Below are 17,217 nucleotides of genomic sequence, written 5' to 3'. Positions count from 1 at the left end.
CCAGGCCGTACTCGGCGAGCATCCGCAGGTGGTACGAGCAGCTGGCCACGGACTCGCCGGTCAGTTCCGCGGCGCGGGTCGCCGTGAACGGCCCTTCGACGCGCAGCAGCCCGACCAGCTTCATACGGGTGGAGTGGGCGTAGGCGCGCAGGGCGCCGGGGTCTGCGAGATGGACGGAGCGGTTCGGCGTGCCGGCCTTGGGCGTGCGCTCGGACATGCATCTAAAGACATCTGTCTAAAGACATCTTTCTAAAGAATCCTTTACAAGTGAGTCTCCGGGGCTGCGGCCGATCACGTACACGCCGCCCGCTAGCATTCCTGGTCATGGTGTGGCGGGGGTGGCGGCTGGGCGCCACGGCGGGGGTGGCGATGCTGGCGGCGTTCTGCGCCTCCGGACCGGAACGCCCGGAGGTCATTCGCACAGCGTCGGACCCCGGCCCCCTACCGGCCGACCGTTACGACTACACGCCGCAGGACTACCAGCGGTCCCGGCAGGCATCGGCGTTGCTGATCCGGCAGTGCATGGCCAACCGCGGCCACCGGGACTTCCCGCTCGACCCCCGCTACCCCAGCGACCCCCTCGTCGCCACCGCGGTCAGCACCGACTATGGCGCCCTCGATCTGGACACGGCCCGCCGCTGGGGCTACGGCTGGGACCCGGCAAAGCACCCGGCCGTCCGGCCCAAGGGCCGCCGCATGACAAACGCTGAGTATGCGGACTGGCCCGCCTGCAACGCCGACGCGAGCCGGCGGCTGATGCAGGGCATCGACCTCAAGCGGGACTGGCTCTACGCAAGCAGAAGGGCGATCGAGGTCGACAAGGCGGTCAAGCGTGACCCGCGCCTTCACGCGGCCTGGGGTGTGTGGTCCCGCTGTGTGGCAGAACAAGGATTCACCCGCTATCCCGACCCCGTCGCGGCGTACACGGACGACGCCTGGCAGCGGGAGAGCGACGGCAACACCCGGCATACGCAGCGGGAGCGGGCCACCGCCGTCGCGGACGTCACCTGCAAGCGCCGCCACCATACGGCCGAGCTCTGGCACGCCGTACGGGCGCAGAAGCAGGCTGCGGACATCACACGGCATCGCGACCGCTACACCGCCGGCCTGCAGGCGCTGCGGACGTACCGGGCCAACATCGCCGAGGTGCTGCGGAAGCTCGGCCAGGGTCCTGCGCCAGTAGTTGATCGTCAGTAGTTGCGTGACTTCTGCTGCTGGTGCGTCAGTTCCTCGTCGGGGCCCGAAGCTGGAACCCTTACTGCTGTCTGATGATGAGCGGGCGGTGTGGGAACGGTGGACGCGTCGGGCGACATCGGCCCAGGCCCTGGCCCTGCGGGCGCGGATCGTGCTGGCGTGCGCGGGCCCGGAAGTACCGCCGATCGTCGCGGTCGCCCGGGATCTGCGGGTGAGTGCGGACACCGTCCGCAAGTGGCGCCGACGCTTCCTCGCCGAGCGGCTGGACGGGCTGGCCGACGAGCCCCGGCCGGGCCGGCCGCCCACCATCAGCGTCGATCAGGTGGAAGCGGTCGTGGTCACCACGCTGGAGCAGCTCCCGAAGAACGCCACCCACTGGTCACGGACATCGATGGCGCAGCACGACATGACGGGGCTTCCTGGCCGGTCGCTGCTTGCGGCGGGTCGTTCAGACGAGCGCCGGTGCGGCAGCGGGCAGGTAGGGGCTGATGTTGCGCCAGGCGCGCTCGATGTATTCCTCCTTCTCGCCGACCGGGGCGACATAGTGCAGCGCGCTTTCGGCGGCGTCGTTGCCCTCGAGGCGGGCGATGATCCAGGCGGCGAGGTAGTGCGAGGCCAGGCAGCCGCCGGCGGTGGCGATGTTGTCCTTGGCGTAGAAGGGCTGGTTGAGCACCTCGGCGCCGGCGGCGATGACCCAGGGCTTGGTGGTCAGGTCGGTGCAGGCGGGGATGTTGTTGAGCAGGCCGAGCCTGGCCAGCACGAGCGCGCCGGAGCACTGTGCCGCGATGAGCTGGCGCGAGGGGTCGAGGCCGCGCAGGGTGTTCATGATCGCCGGGTCTTCGACGACCTCGCGGGTGGCGATGCCGCTGCCGACGATGACGGCGTCAGCGGCGCACGCCTCCTCGAGGGTCGACATCTGTTCGATGACGACCCCGTTCATCGACGTCACCTTGGGGCCGGGGGTCGCGATGGTGACGCGCCAGCCGTCGGTCTTGATGCGGTTGAGGACACCGAGTGCGATCAGGGAGTCGAGCTCGTTGTAGCCCTCGAAGGTGAGGATGGCGATGTGCACGGCGGCTGTCCTTCCGGGTGGGTGGGTCTTGACGGTAAGGACCCGCGAACAGGACAGTCAAAGAATTGTCATGCATACAATCCGGTGTATGGCAGCCTCGCGGTACAAAATGCTGGTCGACGCGCTCGCATCCGACATCCGGACCGGGCGGCTCGCCGCGGGCGTGCGGCTGCCGACACACCGCGGGCTCGCCGCCCGTGAGGGCATCGCCGTGGTGACCGCGACGCGGGTGTACGCCGAGCTGGAAACGATGGGCCTGGTGAGCCGGGAACAGGGCCGCGGCACGTTCGTGCGTGACATCGCGGTTCCCGCCGGTCACGGCATCGACCAGCAGGTCATCGCCACGGATGCGGTCGACCTCAACTTCAACTACCCGTCGCTGCCCGGGCAAGCCGACCTCCTCCGGCAGGCCCTGCGAGAGGTGGCCACCTCCGGTGATCTCGACTCGCTGCTGCGCTACCAGCCCCATCGAGGGCGTCCCCAGGACAGAGCCTCGATCGCACGGCACCTGAGGCGTCGGGGAATCACCACTGACGCGGATCACATCCTCATCGTCAACGGTGCGCAGCACGGCCTGGCCATCACCGTCATGGCCGCGCTCAACGCCGGCGACGTCGTCGCGGTCGACGCACTCACCTACCCGGGCTTCAAAGTGCTCGCGCATGCCTTCCATCTCGACCTGGAGCCCATACCCGCAACCGCCGACGGGCCGGATCTCGATGCCCTCGAGAAGCTGTGCGCGACCCGCCCCGTGCGCGCGATCTACACCATGCCCACCTTGCACAACCCGCTGGGCTGGGTCATGCCGGCAGCTGACCGGACCCGCCTGATCAAGATCGCTCGACAGCACGGTCCGCTCATCATCGAAGACGCCTCCTACGCCTACCTGGCCGAGGACCCTCCACCGCCGCTGGCTGCGTCCGCGCCGGACATCACCCTCTACGTCTCGGGACTGTCCAAGAGCGTCGCCACCGGCCTGCGGGTCGGCTTCGTCGTCGCCCCGCCGTCTGCGGTGCCGCCGCTCGAACGCGCGATTCGGGCGACTACCTGGAACACCCCGGCCCTCACCACCGCGATCGCCTGCCGCTGGCTCGATGACGGCACGGCGGACCACCTGGAAGCGCAGAAACGAGACGACGCCAAGGCCCGCCAGGCACTCGCCCGACAAGAGCTGGCAGGCCTGCCGCTCATCAGCCACCCCTCCTCCTACTTCACCTGGCTGCCGCTGCCCGACGACGCACGCGCCGATCGCCTGACCGCCACCCTCGCGCGTCAGCACATCTCGGTATCCACGGCCGAGCCGTTCACCACCTCGATGCACACACCGCAGGCGATCCGCCTCGCTCTGGGCTCGACCGATCTGGACACTCTCCAGTCGACGCTGCGTACCGTGCGACGAGTCGCCGTCGAGGACGCCTACGCCTGAACTGCCCCCGCTCAGCCGGTTCCTGCCCGCACCGGCGTCTGCGTACGAGAGGCCGTCGGCGCTGGAGGCCTGGGGAAACCCGGTCGGCCTGCGACCCGGCACTGATGAGGAAATCACGGTTCGCAGGCTGGTGACCGCTCGAGACGTTCACGAGCCGTGCGCCGCGGTGCTGCTCTTCGCAGGTCCGCTCGCACCGCGCTGCGAACGCAGCCCCGGCTCCGCCCTGCCAGGCGAGGCGGAGCCGGTCGCTTCGACCAGGCCCCCCAGTGCGTGGCCGGCGAAGTTGCGGTCGGGCCAGCAGCAGCATGCCTGGCCGCAGGGAGGCGAGCAGGCGGCGGGCGAGCTTGTGCTCGCTGCATCCGGCGATCGAGTCGAAGGCCGCGTCGGTGATGGAGCGGGTGCCGCATTCGATCAGAGCCATCACTCTGACCTGCGGGTTTCCACCGTGCACTCCCACCTGGAGTGCTCGCATTGACCGAGCGCGCCGACGCACTACCCCCATCAGGCCCGGCGCGATTCGGGCGTTCCTACCAAGCCACCGGAAGCTCCAGCGGAAACCGCCGGATCGTCTTCGTGTCCCACCGCACTTCCTCCGGCGGCACCGCAAGCCGCAGCCCGGGGAAGCGCTCCAAGAGGCGCCCGATCGCCACTTCCAGCTCCGCCATGGCCAAGGGCACCGCGATGCACCGGTGTCCGCCCCAGCCGAACGTCATGTGCGGCTGGTACGGCCGGCTGGGGTCGAGGACGTGCGAGTCCGGGAAGCGCTCCGGGTCACGGTTGGCCGTCAGGTATGACACGTGGACGAAGTCGCCCGCCCGGATCCGTACGCCGTCCAGCTCCACGTCCTCAAGGGCCACCCGGGGGATACCGACCCCCTTGCGGAACGGGATGTGGCGGAGCATCTCCTGCAGGACGTCAGTCAGGGTCTCCGGCCGGCGCCTGAGGTGTTCCATCAGCTCGGGACGCGTCAGGAGCAGGTACGCGATGTCGCTGATCTGGCACGTTGCCGTGTCCTGGCCGCTGAGTGTCAGCGTCAGTGCCATGACCGCCAGTTCCCTGTCGTCAAGCTGGTCCTCGCCGTCCCGCGCTGCGGCCATCACGCTGATGAGGTCCTTGCCGGGTGAGTTCCGGCGCTGCCCGACGAGCTTGGCGAAGTAGGCCGTCAGATCGGCCTTGGCGCTCGCCGCGGCCTCTTTGTTGCCCGCGCCGACGACCAGCAGCTGGCGCACGGACTCCTGCATCTGGGGCCATTCCTCCCGTTCGATGCCGAGGAGGTCCAGGATGGTGTGCTGGGGAAGCGGATCGGAGAGGTGCTGAACCAGGTCCGCCGGCGGCCCGTCCTCCTCCATCTTGTCCAGCAGGACGTCCGCGAGCCGGGTGATCCGGCTCCGCATCCCGTCGACCTGCTGCTGGGTGAAGGCCTGCGAGGCCAGCTGGCGGACGCGGCTGCTGTGCGGCGGGTCCATCACGTTGATCGATTCGGGCGAGACGATGGGCTCCGGCGTCAGCCGCGGGTAGTCGTGGCCGATGATGGCGGCCCGGCTGAGCCGGTGGTCGGTGGTCACCTGCTTGACGGCGTCGAAGCCGGTGACCAGCCACACGTCCGCATCGCCGTAGGGAAGCCGGACGCGTGCGGGGGAATCGCGGTGCATCAGGTCCGCGAGCGCAGGGTCGAACTCCAGGGCTTCACTGAAGTCGAACGGGCAGATGATGGACTCGTTGTCCGCGGTCATCAGGCGGCTCCTCCGGGCATGGGTACGACGTTGGTGGTGTCCACGGCCCGGCGAATGGCCTTGGCGAGGCGAACGGCATCGCCGACGGCCCAGTAGTGGACGAAGAACAGGCGTGGTTCGTCGGTGAGGTTGTGGTGGTGCACCTCGACGAGTTCGACGCCACCGCGCCGCAGGGCCACGAGGGCGGGCTGGACCTCCTTGGCGATCATGACCAGGTCACCGCTGAGGGCGGCCCTTCCGCCGCCGAGCGGCTGGAAGTTGACGGACGTGGTGGCGCCCAGTCCCGGAGGCAGGATCACAGGGCCGTCGGCGACGGTCTCGCGGCGGACGTAGACGCTCTTGTAGATCTCGCCGTCGGTGGTGCCCTTGACGCCCATGGCGGCGTCGATCGCGGCGGTGTCCAGGTCGACGGGCGGCGAGGAGGTGGTGGGTTCGGCGGGCGGGGTGCCGGTGCAGTCGAATGCGGCGCGCAGACCGCGGGCGACGGCGACCGGATCGTGGCCGTGGGCGTGCAGATGAACCCACCAGACAGCCGGCTCGTGGGCGAGCAGGTGTTTGTGGATGGCGGTCTGCATGATCTCGTGCTGCTGCAGGACGTCACTGAAGTGCTGCAGTTCGCGCTCGGTGACCACAGCGTCGCCCATCAAAAGCGTGCTGTGGTCTGCGTACCGGACGAAGGACACGTGCGTGCCCAGGGCGAGCGCGGGGTTGATCCGGATGCCGCGGGAGAAGACCGTGAGGTCCTGGCGCGGCAAGGCCGTGTGGTACATGAACCGCTTCATGTCACCGGGTCGGCCGAGAGCCTTGCCCACGTCCGTCCAGTCCGCCAGCTTGGTCATCACCGGTTCGACCAGGGCGCGGTCGTGCGGTCCGCCGGACAGGGCGCGGGCCCCGGCAGGCACACCGGTGAGCACGGGCGCAAGGGCGGCCACGGCCAGCACACGGCGCCGGGACGCGGTGAGCCGAGAGCGGGTGTCCTGCTGTCGCTCGTCATCCATGTCATATGCCTCCTGGCGCGATGCAAGCACGGGAGACCGCGTGGACCGCTGATCGGCACAGTCACATCCCGCAGGTGGGCTAACTGGCTGCCGCCTTCGGAGTGCGGCTGTACAGCAGCTCGTCGCGCGAGCCATCGAGGCCACCCCAGCCAGCGTCTGCCGGGCGAACCGCTCCGGGTTCGATAAGGGCTCCATCACCGTGGTCAGGGGCACTTGCCGCTGTGCGGGTGTCACTCATGGGACAGCCCGCTTCACGAAGGCGCGAGGCTAGCCCGTCGGGCAGATTGGCCACTCGATGCGGAACCGCCCGGGCTGGCCGCCGTCCGGACGCGCGTCGGCACCGAACCCTCAGCGGGCTGGCCTGCGGATCGTGCGTGGCGCCGAGGGTGTGGATCGTGTGAGAGGGGAGTTCGCTTCCCGTCGTCGCCCTGGCCACAGCCGGCGGCTCGGCCAGGTTCACAGGCAGGCGGTGGTGGTTGAACGCCTCGCCGATCGAGTGCAGGACGCACTCGTGCACCTTGGTCACCGGTTCGTCAACGCTGTAGCAGGAGTCGGCTTCGGCGCCGGGATGCTCGCCCGGCGCCGCTACTCGCCGCGGGTGGAGTCGCTCTCCCGGACGTCGGGTTTGCCCTGCGCCATGGGGGGAGTCCGGGGGTGTGACCTGTACCGGCTATCAGCGCAGGTCACACAGGATGTGGGTCACTTGCCGGTATCCAGCCGGAGGGCGAGGTCGTGGGCGGTGGCGCTGGTGAGGTCCCCGACGAAGGCCCCGACGATTTCGAGGCGGCCGCCGGTGATCGAGGAGGTCACGAAGGGGTTGCCCCAGAGCTTGCCGTCGATGACGATGGCGAATCCGTTGCGCGGGGAGGGGGCCGCGGCGAGGGAGCCGGTGAGGGCGGCGAAACGGGTCCGGTCGGCGGAGCTGAGGGTCACCTCGACCTGCCAGGTGCCGTCGATGCTGCTTTTGACGGCCTTCGCGGAGGCGGCATGGACGTCGGTCATGCCCCTGGCCCGGTCGGCGTGGATGCAGGACGCCGGGTGGGTCGCGCTCGCGTGCACGGTGTAGCCGCCGCTGCCATGGGTGCAGGCGTGCTCCGTGGACGAGGTGACCGGCAGGAGGGAGATCAGGGCCTCCTTCGCGGTGTTCCCGGTGCCCTGCGCGGCGGGCTGAACGCGGTGCGCGTGCCGGGTCGCGCCGTCCGCGACGGCCACCCACGCGGTGGCGACCACCACGGCGGCGGCGATGCCGGCCCCGGCGCGGGCCAGCCGCTGCCGCCGCCGGGCGACCTGCAATGCGCCGTCGGCCAGGCCGACCAGACAGGGACCCGCGGCATTACCGCCGCTCTCCCGGACATGGGCGTGCAAGGCATCGTGCAGCAACGTTTCGTGCAGCGGGTGTTCGGTCGAGTCGTTCATACGATGACGCCCCTTCCGGAGGCGGTGGAGGAGGCGGTGGCCGACGGCCCTGCCTCGGCCAAGGCGGTGCGCAGGGAGGCGAGGGCCTTGTGGGTCTGGCTGCGGACCGTCCCCTGGGCGACGCCCAGAATCGCGGCGATCTCGGTGTCCGGCTGGTCCTCGAAGTAACGCAGCACGATCACCGCGCGCTGGCGCTTGGGCAGTCGCCGCAGCGCGGCCATGATGTCCTGCCGCTGGACCACGGCGTCGGCCCAGTCAACGGCCTGCGCGGACGGCTGGTCCGGCAGGGTGTCGGTGACCGTCTCCCGTCCCCAGCTGAGCAGCCGGAAGCGGTCCACCTGAGCGTGGTAGATCGCCCGGCGTACGTAGGTCTCCGGCTGCTGCCGGTCGCGCAGCTTCGACCAACGCCGAGCGGTGGAGGCAAGCGCGGTCTGCAGCAGGTCGCGGCCCTGCTCCCAGTCCCCGGTCAGCAGATAGGCCGTGTGCAGCAGCGATCTCGACCGCGCCGCCACGAACTCGCGGAACTCGCGTTCCTCGTCGGCGTTCATAGTGCCCTCCCTCGTTCCCCCGTAAAGACGGGTACGGAACGGAGTTCGACTGCCCTGCCGGTCGGACTTTTTCGATCACGAGGCTGCCAGGCTCCTCGCCCGGAGCGTCGTGGCGGTTCCTGCGGCCAGCCTCCTGCCGCTCGACCAGGACACCGTCCTCGAACCTGGCGCCTGTCCGGACCAGCGGCACCAGGAGGGCTCCGGTGATCGCCCTACAGCAGGCCTAAAGCGGACTCGACGAGTTTGAAGACCGCGGCCGGACAAGTCCCGGTCGCAGAAGGCGGCGTGGCCGTCCTGCCACTGCATCGTCAGCCGGGTCACCGTCGCGTAGGACAGCCGGCCGCGCTGCCGAGTGCTCCAACGCCGGGACGAAGTCGCCGCTGGACAGCCCCTGCAGGCAGAACAGCGGCAGTACCTCGGAAACCATCGGCGATGTGCGGCACCACAGCGGGACGATCTTCGAGGAGGACCGCCGTCACTCTCCGGTGGCCGCACCCACGCGTTTGTCGTTCACGCGCGGGGCCTTGACCTCAACCGAGCCGGCGGCGTGACCACGCTGCGGGGCCGAGGACAACCGTCGCGGACCACCAGGCGCCGGCCCATCTCGTCGGTCTCGGCCGCCAACTCGGCGACGTACTTGTTGACTTCGGCCTCCAGCGCGGCGGCGAACATCCGACGGGCGCCCTCGCGCACCATCTCGTCGATCAGGGAGCCGGACCCGGCAAAACCGTCGGTGGTGACTACGCTGAACACGGGCGTGCCTGCCCAACCCGCGCTGTGAACGCGGGCCCACCTACTCGGTGACCCTCACAGGATCAAGCGGGAACGTACGCCCTCCGCGTGCCTCCCGCGCCGATCCACAGGACTTGAGCAGTGCTCGTCGGCCCCGCGACCCGAGACTCCTGGAACGGCTTGCCGCCCAGGCACCGGCGGGCTCTGGCGAGGGCCGAACTGGCAGGCAGGCGCTGGACGATCCCGCCCGGCAGGTGCCGCAGCGACGATCCCGCCCGGCAGGTGCCGCAGCTTCTCGGCCAGGGTCCGCAGGACCACCCGGTATCCCGGCGGCCCGCTGCTGTCGGAGCTGCTGAACAGGCACAGAGCCAGGACGAAGCAGGCCACCACGCGGCCGGCCGGCAGGAGCCTGCCTCGGCGCTCGGCTCTTCCGGCCAACTCCAGCACCTCGTCGACCACTTCGGGGGTGTTTCTCCTCAGCGAGTACGCCGAGCAGCCGGATCCGGTCGCCGAACTGTGGCTCCCGCCGCCTTCGCCGGCTTCGAGGGGACACCGGACGGGCCGTCGACATGACGATTTGCAGCAGCAGCAGCAGCCGGCCTTGCCGGCCGACCGCTCCCGGCCGGACAGCAACCATCGACCGGCACGAAGGTCCCTCCCTGCTAAAAGAGCGACCTGTCAGTCATGCAGCACCAGGACTCCTCGAAGCCGTTTCCAGCGAGCTCGCTATACCCGAGCAGAGTGTGGCCGCGGTCGCGACGGCGGCGGTCACCGCCTCGTGTCCCTTGTCCTCGTGGGAGCCCTCGATGCCGGCCCGGTCCAGGGCCTGTTCCTCGGTGTCGCAGGTGAGCACGCCGAAGCCGACGGGTACGCCGGTGTCGACGCTGACCTGGGTCAGGCCCTGTGTGACGCCCTGGCACACGTACTCGAAGTGCGGGGTCCCGCCGCGGATGACGACGCCGAGGGCGACGATCGCGTCGTAGCCGCGGCCCGCGAGGACCTTGGCGACGACGGGCAGCTCGAAGCTGCCGGGGACCCTGAGCAGGGTCGGCTCGTCGATTCCCAGCTCGTGCAACGCGCGCAGCGCGCCGTCGACGAGGCCGTCCATCACCTTCTCGTGCCACTGCGCCGCGATGACGGCGACCCTGAGGTCGCTCACGTTGCGTACGGACAGTTCCGGTGCACCCTTGCCGCTCACGTCTCTCCTCGCTCTGCTCTTGCTCACCGATTGCCGCAGGCCGACACGGTGGCCGTGTCGAGCCAGGGCAGGTCGTGCCCCATCCGGTCCCGCTTGGTGCGCAGGTAGCGGAGGTTGTGCTCGCCCGCCTGTACGGGCATCGGCTCCCGCTCGGTGACCTTGAGGCCGTGCCGGACGAGTGCGTCGGTCTTGTCGGGGTTGTTGGTCATCAGGCGCAGGCTGTGGACGCCGAGGTCGTCCAGGATCTGCGCGCTCGCGCCATAGTCGCGGGCGTCGGCGGGCAGGCCGAGCTCCAGGTTGGCGTCGAGGGTGTCCCGGCCGCGCTCCTGGAGCTCGTACGCCCGGAGCTTGGACAGCAGGCCGATGCCGCGTCCTTCATGGCCACGCAGGTACACCACCACGCCCCGGCCTTCCTCCTGGACGCGCTGCAGGGCGCTGTCCAGTTGGGGTCCGCAGTCGCAGCGCAGCGAGCCGAAGACGTCGCCGGTGAGGCATTCGGAGTGGACGCGGACGAGGACGTCCTCGCCGGCGCCGATCTCGCCGTGGACGAGGGCGACGTGCTCGACGCCGTCGACGGTGGAGCGGTAGCCGTACGCCGTGAACTCGCCGAAGGCGGTGGGCAGGTGGACCTCGGCCTCGCGGCGGACGGTGGGCTCGGCGGTGCGGCGGTAGGCGATCAGGTCCTCGATGGAGATGATCGTCAGGCCGTGCTTGCGGGCGAAGGGGATCAGCTCGGGCAGGCGGAGCATCCGGCCGTCCTCGCCCGCGATCTCGACGATCGCGCCCGCGGGGCGGAGCCCTGCGAGGCGGGCGAGGTCGACGGCGGCCTCGGTGTGGCCGTTGCGGACCAGGACGCCGCCGGGCCTGGCGCGCAGCGGGAAGACATGGCCGGGGCGGACGAAGTCGGACGGCCCGGCCGTACCGCTCGCGAGCAACTGGAGCGTCGTCGCCCGGTCGGACGCCGAGATGCCGGTGCTCACACCGTGGGCGGCACAGGCGTCCACGGAGATGGTGAACGCGGTCTTCATCGACTCGGTGTTGTCGTCGACCATCTGCGGGAGCCGGAGCCGGTCCAGCTCCTCGGACTCCATGGGGGCACACATCAGACCACGGCACTCGCTCATCATGAACGCGACGATCTCGGGAGTCGCGTGCTCGGCGGCGATGACGAGGTCGCCCTCGTTCTCCCGGTCCTCGTCGTCGACGACGACCACCGGACGGCCGCTCGCGATGTCGGCGATGGCCAGCTCAACCGGGTCAAGACAGCGGTCCTCGTCGCCGTCGGCCGGACAGTGGACCGGATTCGAGAGGGCAGCGCGCAGTACTTCCGGCGCAGCAGGGACGGGAGACAGAAAGGCACTCATGATGTTGCCGTTCCTTCCGGGGTAGGCATGCATGCTGAACGGGACCGAAGCCACCAATCGCGCAAACCCCACAGGACGAGCGCGCTGTAGATGACGTAGACGAAGCCGGAGAAGGCGAAGCCGCCTGCGAAGTTGAGCGGTACGCCGACGAGGTTGACCAGAAGCCAGGCGAACCAGAACTCGACCATGCCGCGCGCCTGGGCATACATGGCGACGATGGTGCCGACGAAGATGTATGCGTCCGGCCACGGGTCCCGCGACAGGGCCGGGTAGGCGGTGAACAGCAGGGCGACGGCGGCAGTGCCGAGAGCGGCGCCGGCCAGCATCATGGTGCGCTCGCGCCAGGTGCCGAAGCGAACGGCGACCGAACCGTCTGAGACCTGTTTCCGGCTGCGGACCCACTGCCCCCAGCCCCACGCGGCGACGACCATCACCACGACCTGCTTACCAGCGCTTCCCACCAGATGAGCAGGGACAAAGGCAGCAAAGAGGATGAGACCGGACAGGAACTGGGCGGGCCAACTCCACAGCGAGCGGCGCAACCCGCACGCCAGGGCGAACAAACCGATCGTGTTGCCGATCATGTCCGACCACTTGATGTGCTGTCCCAAGACAATGAACGCCCCGGAGTTGAGCCAGTTCACCCGGTGTCCTTCCGGGCACGGTCGCTAAGGAGACACTCGACGTACTTGGCGATGACGTCGACCTCGAGATTGACCGGATCGCCGGGCTGCTTCACGCCGAGCGTGGTCAGGCCGAGGGTGGTCGGGACGAGGCTCACGGCGAAGTGGCCGGGACCGGCCTCCACGACCGTGAGGCTGATGCCGTCGACGGTGACGGAACCCTTCTCGACGACGTAGCGGGACAGGCGCGCCGGCAGCGAGATCTTCACGACCTCCCAGTTCTCGGACGGCTCGCGCTCCAGCACCTCGCCGGTGCCGTCGACATGGCCCTGCACGATGTGACCGCCAAGGCGCGCGCCCACGGCCATCGGCCGTTCCAGGTTGACGCGGGAACCCACGGCCAGCGCGCCGAGGCTGGAGCGGTCCAGGGTCTCCGCCATGACGTCGGCAGTGAACTCACCGCCCTCGTACTCCACGACAGTGAGACAGACCCCGTTCACGGCGATCGAGTCGCCATGCTGCGCGCCCTTGGCCACAACGGGGCCGCGGACCCGGAAACGGGAGGCATCGCCGAGGTTCTCGACGGCGGTGACCTCACCCAGCTCCTCAACGATTCCGGTGAACACTTCCGAGCCCTCCACAAAACAAGCGATGCAATGGCAGTCGATCCTTCGCCCCGCCCCCGGCCGCATACGACGGCACGGTGACCGCAGCGGGGAGCACAAGCCCTCCGCGGGCGATAGGGACCCCACACAGGCGCTCCCGGATCAACCGTTCTGCGAGCATCGCAGCCGCGCCCACAGCGCAGCATCCACCGATCAGCCCACCTCACGGGGGATGTCTGCCCCCCACGTCGTGACCTGCGCATTCAGGGAGACACCGGCCACGGCGGCCTCGAAACAGCCGACGCTGGACACAGCCGGGCGCTCGAGACAGCCGGGCGCTCGAAACAGCCGGCGCTGGACACAGCCGGGCTCGTCAGATCCTCAGGCCTCACACGGTCGCTGTGAGCACACATCGCCTCGTGTTCGTCAGATCCGGCATTGATCAAAAACCACCGTGCCGAACATCATCGACGGCCTGCCTGAGCCCGACACCGTGGCAAGCGCTACCGGCCGAGCTGTGGGTCCTCCGATCGGGGGTGGCAGGTGTCGTCGTCAACGAGTGCCGGGTGGGGGAGTGCGTGTGACCACAGGCGGCTACATGATCGTGGAGTGCCCACTGCCCTTCCTGCGCCAGCACTGCGCAAGAGCCCGGCCGATACACCCGGCGACGGTTGGAGTGCGCTTCGGATCCCTGACTTCCGGCTCTTCACAGCCGCTCAGACTCTGTCCAATGCCAGCAGCTGGGTTCAGGGGACTGCGCAGGACTGGCTGGTACTGAGCGCAACTCACAGCGCGACGGCCGTCGGCATAGCGGTGGCCCTTCAGTGCCTACCAGCCCTCGCCCTCGGCCTGTGCGGCGGAGTGGTGGCCGACCGCTATCCCCGGCGCCTGCTGCTGACTCTGTGCGCTGTGCTGAACATGCTCCTTGCTCTGGCCCTGGCGACGCTGGTCGCGTGTCACGAGGCACGGCTGTCCTGGGTGTATGTGATTGCCGCGCTGCTGGGCACTGTCTCCGCAGTCGAAACCCCGGCCCGACAGGCCTTTCTGCCCGACTTCGTCGACCGCGACCGCCTGCGCAGCGCCGTCAGCGTCACCTCTTGCGGACGTCAGCTCGGCCGGCTGACGGGGCCTGCCACGGCGGGTGTGCTGATCGGCTTCGCCGGCGTCAGCTTTACTTTTGCCCTGTGCGCATCAGCCTCCCTTGCGTGCCTGTGTCTCTTGCTCCGGATGCGGGCGCCCCAGGGGCAGCACCGCTGTCCACAGCACGGTCGGGCCGAACACCGCTGGGAAGCTCTCCGCCATGTCGCGGCCCGCCCTGAGCTGCTGTGGATCCTCGCCCTTGTCGCATTGATGGGCATCCTCGGCTCGAATTTCGCCGTGCTGCTCCCCACCTACGCCGCCCTGGGATGGGGCGCGGGCGCACCGTCTTTCGGCGTGCTCAGCACCGTACTGGCCGCGGGGTCCCTTTGCGGCGCACTGCTCGCCGGGCGGCTGCGCGGCGGTCGGCTCACGATCCTGGCCGCATCCGCCGGCGTCCTCGGAGCCCTGGAGACAGGCGCGGCCGCCTGCCCCGGGGTTGGGGCCTTCGCTGTGCTCCTGGCCCCGATCGGGATGTGCGCCCTGGTGTTCAGTACGACAGCCAACGCGGCTGTGCAACTCAGTGGGAAGCGCGGCATCCAAGGACGGATCGGCGGTCTCTATGTGGTCGCCATGATGGGCGGCGGAGCTGTCGGCGGCCCCCTCACCGGCGCTCTTGTCCACACTGTCGGGCCCCGAGCCGCATTCGCCGACGCCGGCCTCTCCTGCATGCTGCTTAGCGTCCTAGCCCTTGCGCTGGCCTACCACTTCAGCCGCAGCCAGGCGCTCCGGCAGCATCTGCCGCCTCTGGCACTCCCCAAGGCCCGAAGCCTCTTGCGCCGGTCCTGATCGCGGGATCTCGGCGCCAGCCGAACCTTCGCCCTCCAGGCGCTTGGATTCCAGCAGTGCCTGGTCAGGCTCATATCGGTTCTGGCATGTCGCGGTGACAGGCGGAGCAGGCGCCGATCCAGAGCGCGAGGAGCAACCGCAGTTCGCGTGCGACCTGGTAGAGGCTCAGGCCGGCGCCGTCTCTTATGGGGGCCTTCGCCGGCCAATGCAGTTGCCTTAGCGTCCCGGCCACATAGTGCCCCGTTACGCGATGCCGGAGGCGGTCGCCACAGCGGCCAACTCCCTCGTACACACCGGCCGTCCGCCCTCCGAAGCCCAGGAAGAGGAGTGGCAGGAAGCCGGCACGGTACGCGGCGCGATCGACGCGTACCGCCGGCGTGCTGGCGGCTAGAGCCTGTCTCTTCGACCCGCCCTGGCGGCGCTGGTGCCGTCGCGTGAGTGGCGATTCTGGGTCACCCGGTGGGCTTAACAGCGTGGCCGGTGACAGTGATGCCGAGCCCGATGATGAACGGCGTCCATGAGACGAAGGCCAAGCTGGAGACCATGAACAGCATGCCGGTTCCCCAAAGTCTGGGGTTCCGTACTGTTTTGCCGAGCAGTCGTCCAGGCGCCCGGTTGCAGATCAGGGCATAGACACCGAGCCCAGCACCGGTCATTCCCAGAACTGCCATGGCGAGGAGCCAAAGCGTCAAGAGTTCACCGAAGGCCATCGTTCCCCCAAGTTCGGCTGCTGCAAAGCTACTCGTCGGGTCACGCGAAGGGGTCAGCGGGTGCTGTTGCGGGACTTGTGAGGGCGCGTGTCTCTCCAGGGGGCTGGACAGTTGATCGGATATGTCCATCCGGCTAGTGATCAGTGATGCAATGTGGGACCGGAGCGAGCCGCTGATGCCGGCCAATCCACCCCGGGGTCGGCGGTGGGCCGACCACCGCCGCACGCTGGAAGCCATCGCGTGGAAATACCGCACCTGCTCACCCTGGCGGGACCTGCCTGCCGAACTCGGCTCCTTCCAGACCGCTCACAAATGCCTGATCAGGTGGGCAGCCGACAACACCTGGGAGAAGATCCTCGCCGCGGTCCTGGCTGCGGCCGACACCGACGCTGACATCGGCTGGACCGTGTCAGTCGACTCCACCGTTGTCCGGGCCCACCGACACGCCGCCGGAGCCCCCAAAAGGGGGCAGCCTGCCGCAACGAGCCGGACGTCCACGCGCTGGGACGCTCTCGCGGCGGGCTGAGCACCAGGGTCCATCTGGCCGCGGACAGCCGTGCACGGCCCCTGGCTCTGACCGTCACCGCGGGCCAGGCCGGCGACGCGCCCGCCTTCGAGACGGTCATGGCCCGCATCCGCGTGCCGAGAACCGGTCCCGGCCGGCCCCGGACCCGCCCCCCTCATGGTCCTGGCCGATCGCGCCTATTCGTCCCGTGCAATCCGCAGCCACCTGCGGCGCCGCGCGATCCGTGCGGTCATCCCGCAGCCGTGCGACCAGATCGGCCACCGCCTGCGGCGAGGCCGCCGAGGCGGCCGGCCACCCGGCTTCGACACAGACGCTTATAGACAGCGCAACACCGTCGAGCGGTGCATCAACCGCCTCAAGCAGTGGCGCGGCCTAGCGACATGGAGCGACAAGCTCGCGATCGCCTGCCAAGCCGCTCTCCACCTCGCCGCCGTCCTCATCTGGACACGCCGCTAACGACCAAAGGGACAGGCCTTGGCTGACGGTGTCGGCTGTCTTGCGCTCGCGGTGGTGCTTGAGCGCGTCGCGGGCGGCTGGCAGGTCGGCGGGACTGAGCTCACCCCAGAACTGGTGGCCCACGACCAGCCGGGCGAGCTCGACTTCCCTCGCCCGCAGCCGGGCGACCTCTGTGGCGTCTTGCGGATCCCAGCCGGGGGAGGCGGGGCGCGATGCAGGCCGCCATGCGTTCTCGTGCGTCTCCCACCCGTCCGTCGGCTCCACCGACCATGGAAGCGTCTCGAAGAGCGCCTGGAGGTCGGCAGGCACCTGATCAAGCTTGCTCTGGGCGGCGGTCAGCATGTGGGGAAAGTCGTACGAAGATGCCACCGCCCTACGGTGCTGCTGTTGGAACCGTGGCCTGGGCCGCCTGGCGGCATCATCTCTTGCGTCAACCGTTGCGTCTGCTCTTGCACCATCCGTTGCGCGAGCCGTCCCGGAGTTCACCCGCGTCACCGCCACCGTACGGGCATGGTCGGGGGGCTGACATCCCCGTTGCGGCCGCTTTCGCCCATGTCCCTGGCTGGAGATGCTTATGGCGCGGCTGTCAAAAGTTTTTACGCAGCAGGTCTTCTTCTGGTTTTAGCTGCCTTTTATGTCATTCTCATGCGCATCTCAGGGCGATTGGCACCTTCAAGTAGCACCGGAGAA

The 17,217-nt window shown here is 69.2% G+C and carries 16 protein-coding genes and 4 pseudogenes; 6 read left to right on the top strand and 14 right to left on the bottom strand.

The genetic code is table 11. The features are described from left to right. Positions 1 to 52: 52 nt before the first annotated feature. Positions 53 to 124 (bottom strand): annotated as a pseudogene (locus ACFVXA_RS36905) (ArsR family transcriptional regulator); the annotation flags it as partial. Between the two features lie 200 nt (positions 125 to 324). Between ACFVXA_RS36905 and ACFVXA_RS36900 the strand changes: the two are divergent. Both ACFVXA_RS36900 and ACFVXA_RS36895 read left to right on the top strand, forming a co-directional pair. Continuing rightward, positions 325 to 1,197: a hypothetical protein gene (locus tag ACFVXA_RS36900; protein WP_390028409.1), complete on the top strand. Its 873-nt coding sequence runs from the start codon at positions 325 to 327 to the stop codon at positions 1,195 to 1,197. A gap of 4 nt (positions 1,198 to 1,201) precedes the next feature. Then, positions 1,202 to 1,585, top strand: a pseudogene (locus ACFVXA_RS36895) (helix-turn-helix domain-containing protein); the annotation flags it as partial. Between the two features lie 57 nt (positions 1,586 to 1,642). On the opposite strand, the gene ACFVXA_RS36890 reads toward ACFVXA_RS36895, so the two are convergent. After that, a complete protein-coding gene (locus tag ACFVXA_RS36890) occupies positions 1,643 to 2,266 on the bottom strand; it encodes a DJ-1/PfpI family protein (protein ID WP_390028408.1) in 624 nt (207 codons plus the stop codon). An 88-nt stretch (positions 2,267 to 2,354) separates the two neighbouring features. On the opposite strand from ACFVXA_RS36890, the gene ACFVXA_RS36885 reads away from it, so the two are divergent. Continuing rightward, positions 2,355 to 3,692, top strand: coding sequence for a PLP-dependent aminotransferase family protein (locus ACFVXA_RS36885; RefSeq protein WP_390028406.1), 1,338 nt, complete (start codon positions 2,355 to 2,357; stop codon positions 3,690 to 3,692). A 527-nt stretch (positions 3,693 to 4,219) separates the two neighbouring features. On the opposite strand, the gene ACFVXA_RS36880 is transcribed toward ACFVXA_RS36885, so the two are convergent. The 10 genes and pseudogenes from ACFVXA_RS36880 to ACFVXA_RS36835 all read right to left on the bottom strand — a co-directional run bounded on the left by ACFVXA_RS36880 (position 4,220) and on the right by ACFVXA_RS36835 (position 12,930). Then, entirely contained in the window at positions 4,220 to 5,425 is a 1,206-nt protein-coding gene (locus ACFVXA_RS36880; protein ID WP_362033030.1) for a cytochrome P450, read from the bottom strand. Next, on the bottom strand, positions 5,425 to 6,423 hold the full coding sequence (locus ACFVXA_RS36875) for a DUF1259 domain-containing protein (RefSeq protein WP_390028405.1): 999 nt from the start codon (positions 6,421 to 6,423) through the stop codon (positions 5,425 to 5,427). The genes ACFVXA_RS36880 and ACFVXA_RS36875 overlap by 1 nt, the downstream gene beginning before the upstream one ends. Before the next feature lie 699 nt (positions 6,424 to 7,122). Beyond that, complete coding sequence (locus tag ACFVXA_RS36870; RefSeq protein ID WP_390028403.1) at positions 7,123 to 7,839, bottom strand: hypothetical protein; 717 nt, start codon at positions 7,837 to 7,839, stop codon at positions 7,123 to 7,125. Then, the gene (locus ACFVXA_RS36865; RefSeq protein ID WP_390028402.1) at positions 7,836 to 8,387 is read right to left on the bottom strand and encodes a SigE family RNA polymerase sigma factor; all 552 of its coding nucleotides are present in this window, start codon (positions 8,385 to 8,387) and stop codon (positions 7,836 to 7,838) included. Before ACFVXA_RS36865 ends, ACFVXA_RS36870 begins: the two co-directional genes overlap by 4 nt. A 255-nt stretch (positions 8,388 to 8,642) precedes the next feature. Continuing rightward, positions 8,643 to 9,140: pseudogene (locus ACFVXA_RS36860) on the bottom strand (transposase); the annotation flags it as partial. Positions 9,141 to 9,194: 54 nt separating this feature from the next. Beyond that, on the bottom strand, positions 9,195 to 9,578 hold the full coding sequence (locus ACFVXA_RS36855; protein WP_390028400.1) for a transposase domain-containing protein: 384 nt from the start codon (positions 9,576 to 9,578) through the stop codon (positions 9,195 to 9,197). 223 nt (positions 9,579 to 9,801) lie between these two features. Then, a complete protein-coding gene (gene ribH / locus ACFVXA_RS36850; RefSeq protein WP_390028399.1) occupies positions 9,802 to 10,317 on the bottom strand; it encodes a 6,7-dimethyl-8-ribityllumazine synthase in 516 nt (171 codons plus the stop codon). A gap of 23 nt (positions 10,318 to 10,340) precedes the next feature. Further along, complete coding sequence (locus ACFVXA_RS36845; protein ID WP_390028398.1) at positions 10,341 to 11,681, bottom strand: bifunctional 3,4-dihydroxy-2-butanone-4-phosphate synthase/GTP cyclohydrolase II; 1,341 nt, start codon at positions 11,679 to 11,681, stop codon at positions 10,341 to 10,343. Continuing rightward, on the bottom strand, positions 11,678 to 12,325 hold the full coding sequence (locus tag ACFVXA_RS36840) for a nicotinamide riboside transporter PnuC (RefSeq protein ID WP_384404228.1): 648 nt from the start codon (positions 12,323 to 12,325) through the stop codon (positions 11,678 to 11,680). Before ACFVXA_RS36840 ends, ACFVXA_RS36845 begins: the two co-directional genes overlap by 4 nt. After that, positions 12,322 to 12,930, bottom strand: a complete 609-nt coding sequence (locus ACFVXA_RS36835; RefSeq protein ID WP_362033012.1) for a riboflavin synthase — start codon at positions 12,928 to 12,930, stop codon at positions 12,322 to 12,324. Before ACFVXA_RS36835 ends, ACFVXA_RS36840 begins: the two co-directional genes overlap by 4 nt. Positions 12,931 to 13,452: 522 nt before the next feature. On the opposite strand from ACFVXA_RS36835, the gene ACFVXA_RS36830 reads away from it, so the two are divergent. Then, on the top strand, positions 13,453 to 14,835 hold the full coding sequence (locus tag ACFVXA_RS36830) for an MFS transporter (RefSeq protein WP_390028395.1): 1,383 nt from the start codon (positions 13,453 to 13,455) through the stop codon (positions 14,833 to 14,835). 250 nt (positions 14,836 to 15,085) lie between these two features. After that, positions 15,086 to 15,226, top strand: coding sequence for a hypothetical protein (locus tag ACFVXA_RS36825; protein WP_383909465.1), 141 nt, complete (start codon positions 15,086 to 15,088; stop codon positions 15,224 to 15,226). A 61-nt stretch (positions 15,227 to 15,287) separates the two neighbouring features. On the opposite strand, the gene ACFVXA_RS36820 is transcribed toward ACFVXA_RS36825, so the two are convergent. After that, positions 15,288 to 15,506, bottom strand: a complete 219-nt coding sequence (locus ACFVXA_RS36820) for a hypothetical protein (protein WP_362033004.1) — start codon at positions 15,504 to 15,506, stop codon at positions 15,288 to 15,290. Positions 15,507 to 15,666: 160 nt separating this feature from the next. On the opposite strand from ACFVXA_RS36820, the pseudogene ACFVXA_RS36815 reads away from it, so the two are divergent. After that, positions 15,667 to 16,527 (top strand): annotated as a pseudogene (locus ACFVXA_RS36815) (IS5 family transposase). Here the strand turns inward: ACFVXA_RS36815 and ACFVXA_RS36810 are convergent. Further along, a complete protein-coding gene (locus ACFVXA_RS36810) occupies positions 16,444 to 16,869 on the bottom strand; it encodes a hypothetical protein (RefSeq protein ID WP_362033096.1) in 426 nt (141 codons plus the stop codon). The pseudogene ACFVXA_RS36815 and the gene ACFVXA_RS36810 sit on opposite strands and share 84 nt — an antisense overlap. Between the last annotated feature and the right edge of the window lie 348 nt (positions 16,870 to 17,217).

Origin of the sequence: Streptomyces sp. NPDC058246 (assembly GCF_042881985.1) — a bacterium.
GTDB lineage: Bacteria > Actinomycetota > Actinomycetes > Streptomycetales > Streptomycetaceae > Streptomyces.
Note: the sequence above shows the minus strand (reverse complement) of the source record. Positions and strands in the feature narration are given on the sequence as shown.

Bases quoted from the DNA above. Each gene is read 5' to 3' on its own strand.
- ACFVXA_RS36900 (WP_390028409.1), top strand. From the start codon at position 325: ATGGTGTGGCGGGGGTGGCGGCTGGGCGCCACGGCGGGGGTGGCGATG.
- ACFVXA_RS36885 (WP_390028406.1), top strand. From the start codon at position 2,355: ATGGCAGCCTCGCGGTACAAAATGCTGGTCGACGCGCTCGCATCCGAC.
- ACFVXA_RS36880 (WP_362033030.1), bottom strand. From the start codon at position 5,425: ATGACCGCGGACAACGAGTCCATCATCTGCCCGTTCGACTTCAGTGAA.
- ACFVXA_RS36875 (WP_390028405.1), bottom strand. From the start codon at position 6,423: ATGGATGACGAGCGACAGCAGGACACCCGCTCTCGGCTCACCGCGTCC.
- ACFVXA_RS36870 (WP_390028403.1), bottom strand. From the start codon at position 7,839: ATGAACGACTCGACCGAACACCCGCTGCACGAAACGTTGCTGCACGAT.
- ACFVXA_RS36865 (WP_390028402.1), bottom strand. From the start codon at position 8,387: ATGAACGCCGACGAGGAACGCGAGTTCCGCGAGTTCGTGGCGGCGCGG.
- ACFVXA_RS36845 (WP_390028398.1), bottom strand. From the start codon at position 11,681: ATGAGTGCCTTTCTGTCTCCCGTCCCTGCTGCGCCGGAAGTACTGCGC.
- ACFVXA_RS36825 (WP_383909465.1), top strand. From the start codon at position 15,086: ATGCCGGAGGCGGTCGCCACAGCGGCCAACTCCCTCGTACACACCGGC.
- ACFVXA_RS36820 (WP_362033004.1), bottom strand. From the start codon at position 15,506: ATGGCAGTTCTGGGAATGACCGGTGCTGGGCTCGGTGTCTATGCCCTG.
- ACFVXA_RS36810 (WP_362033096.1), bottom strand. From the start codon at position 16,869: ATGCTGACCGCCGCCCAGAGCAAGCTTGATCAGGTGCCTGCCGACCTC.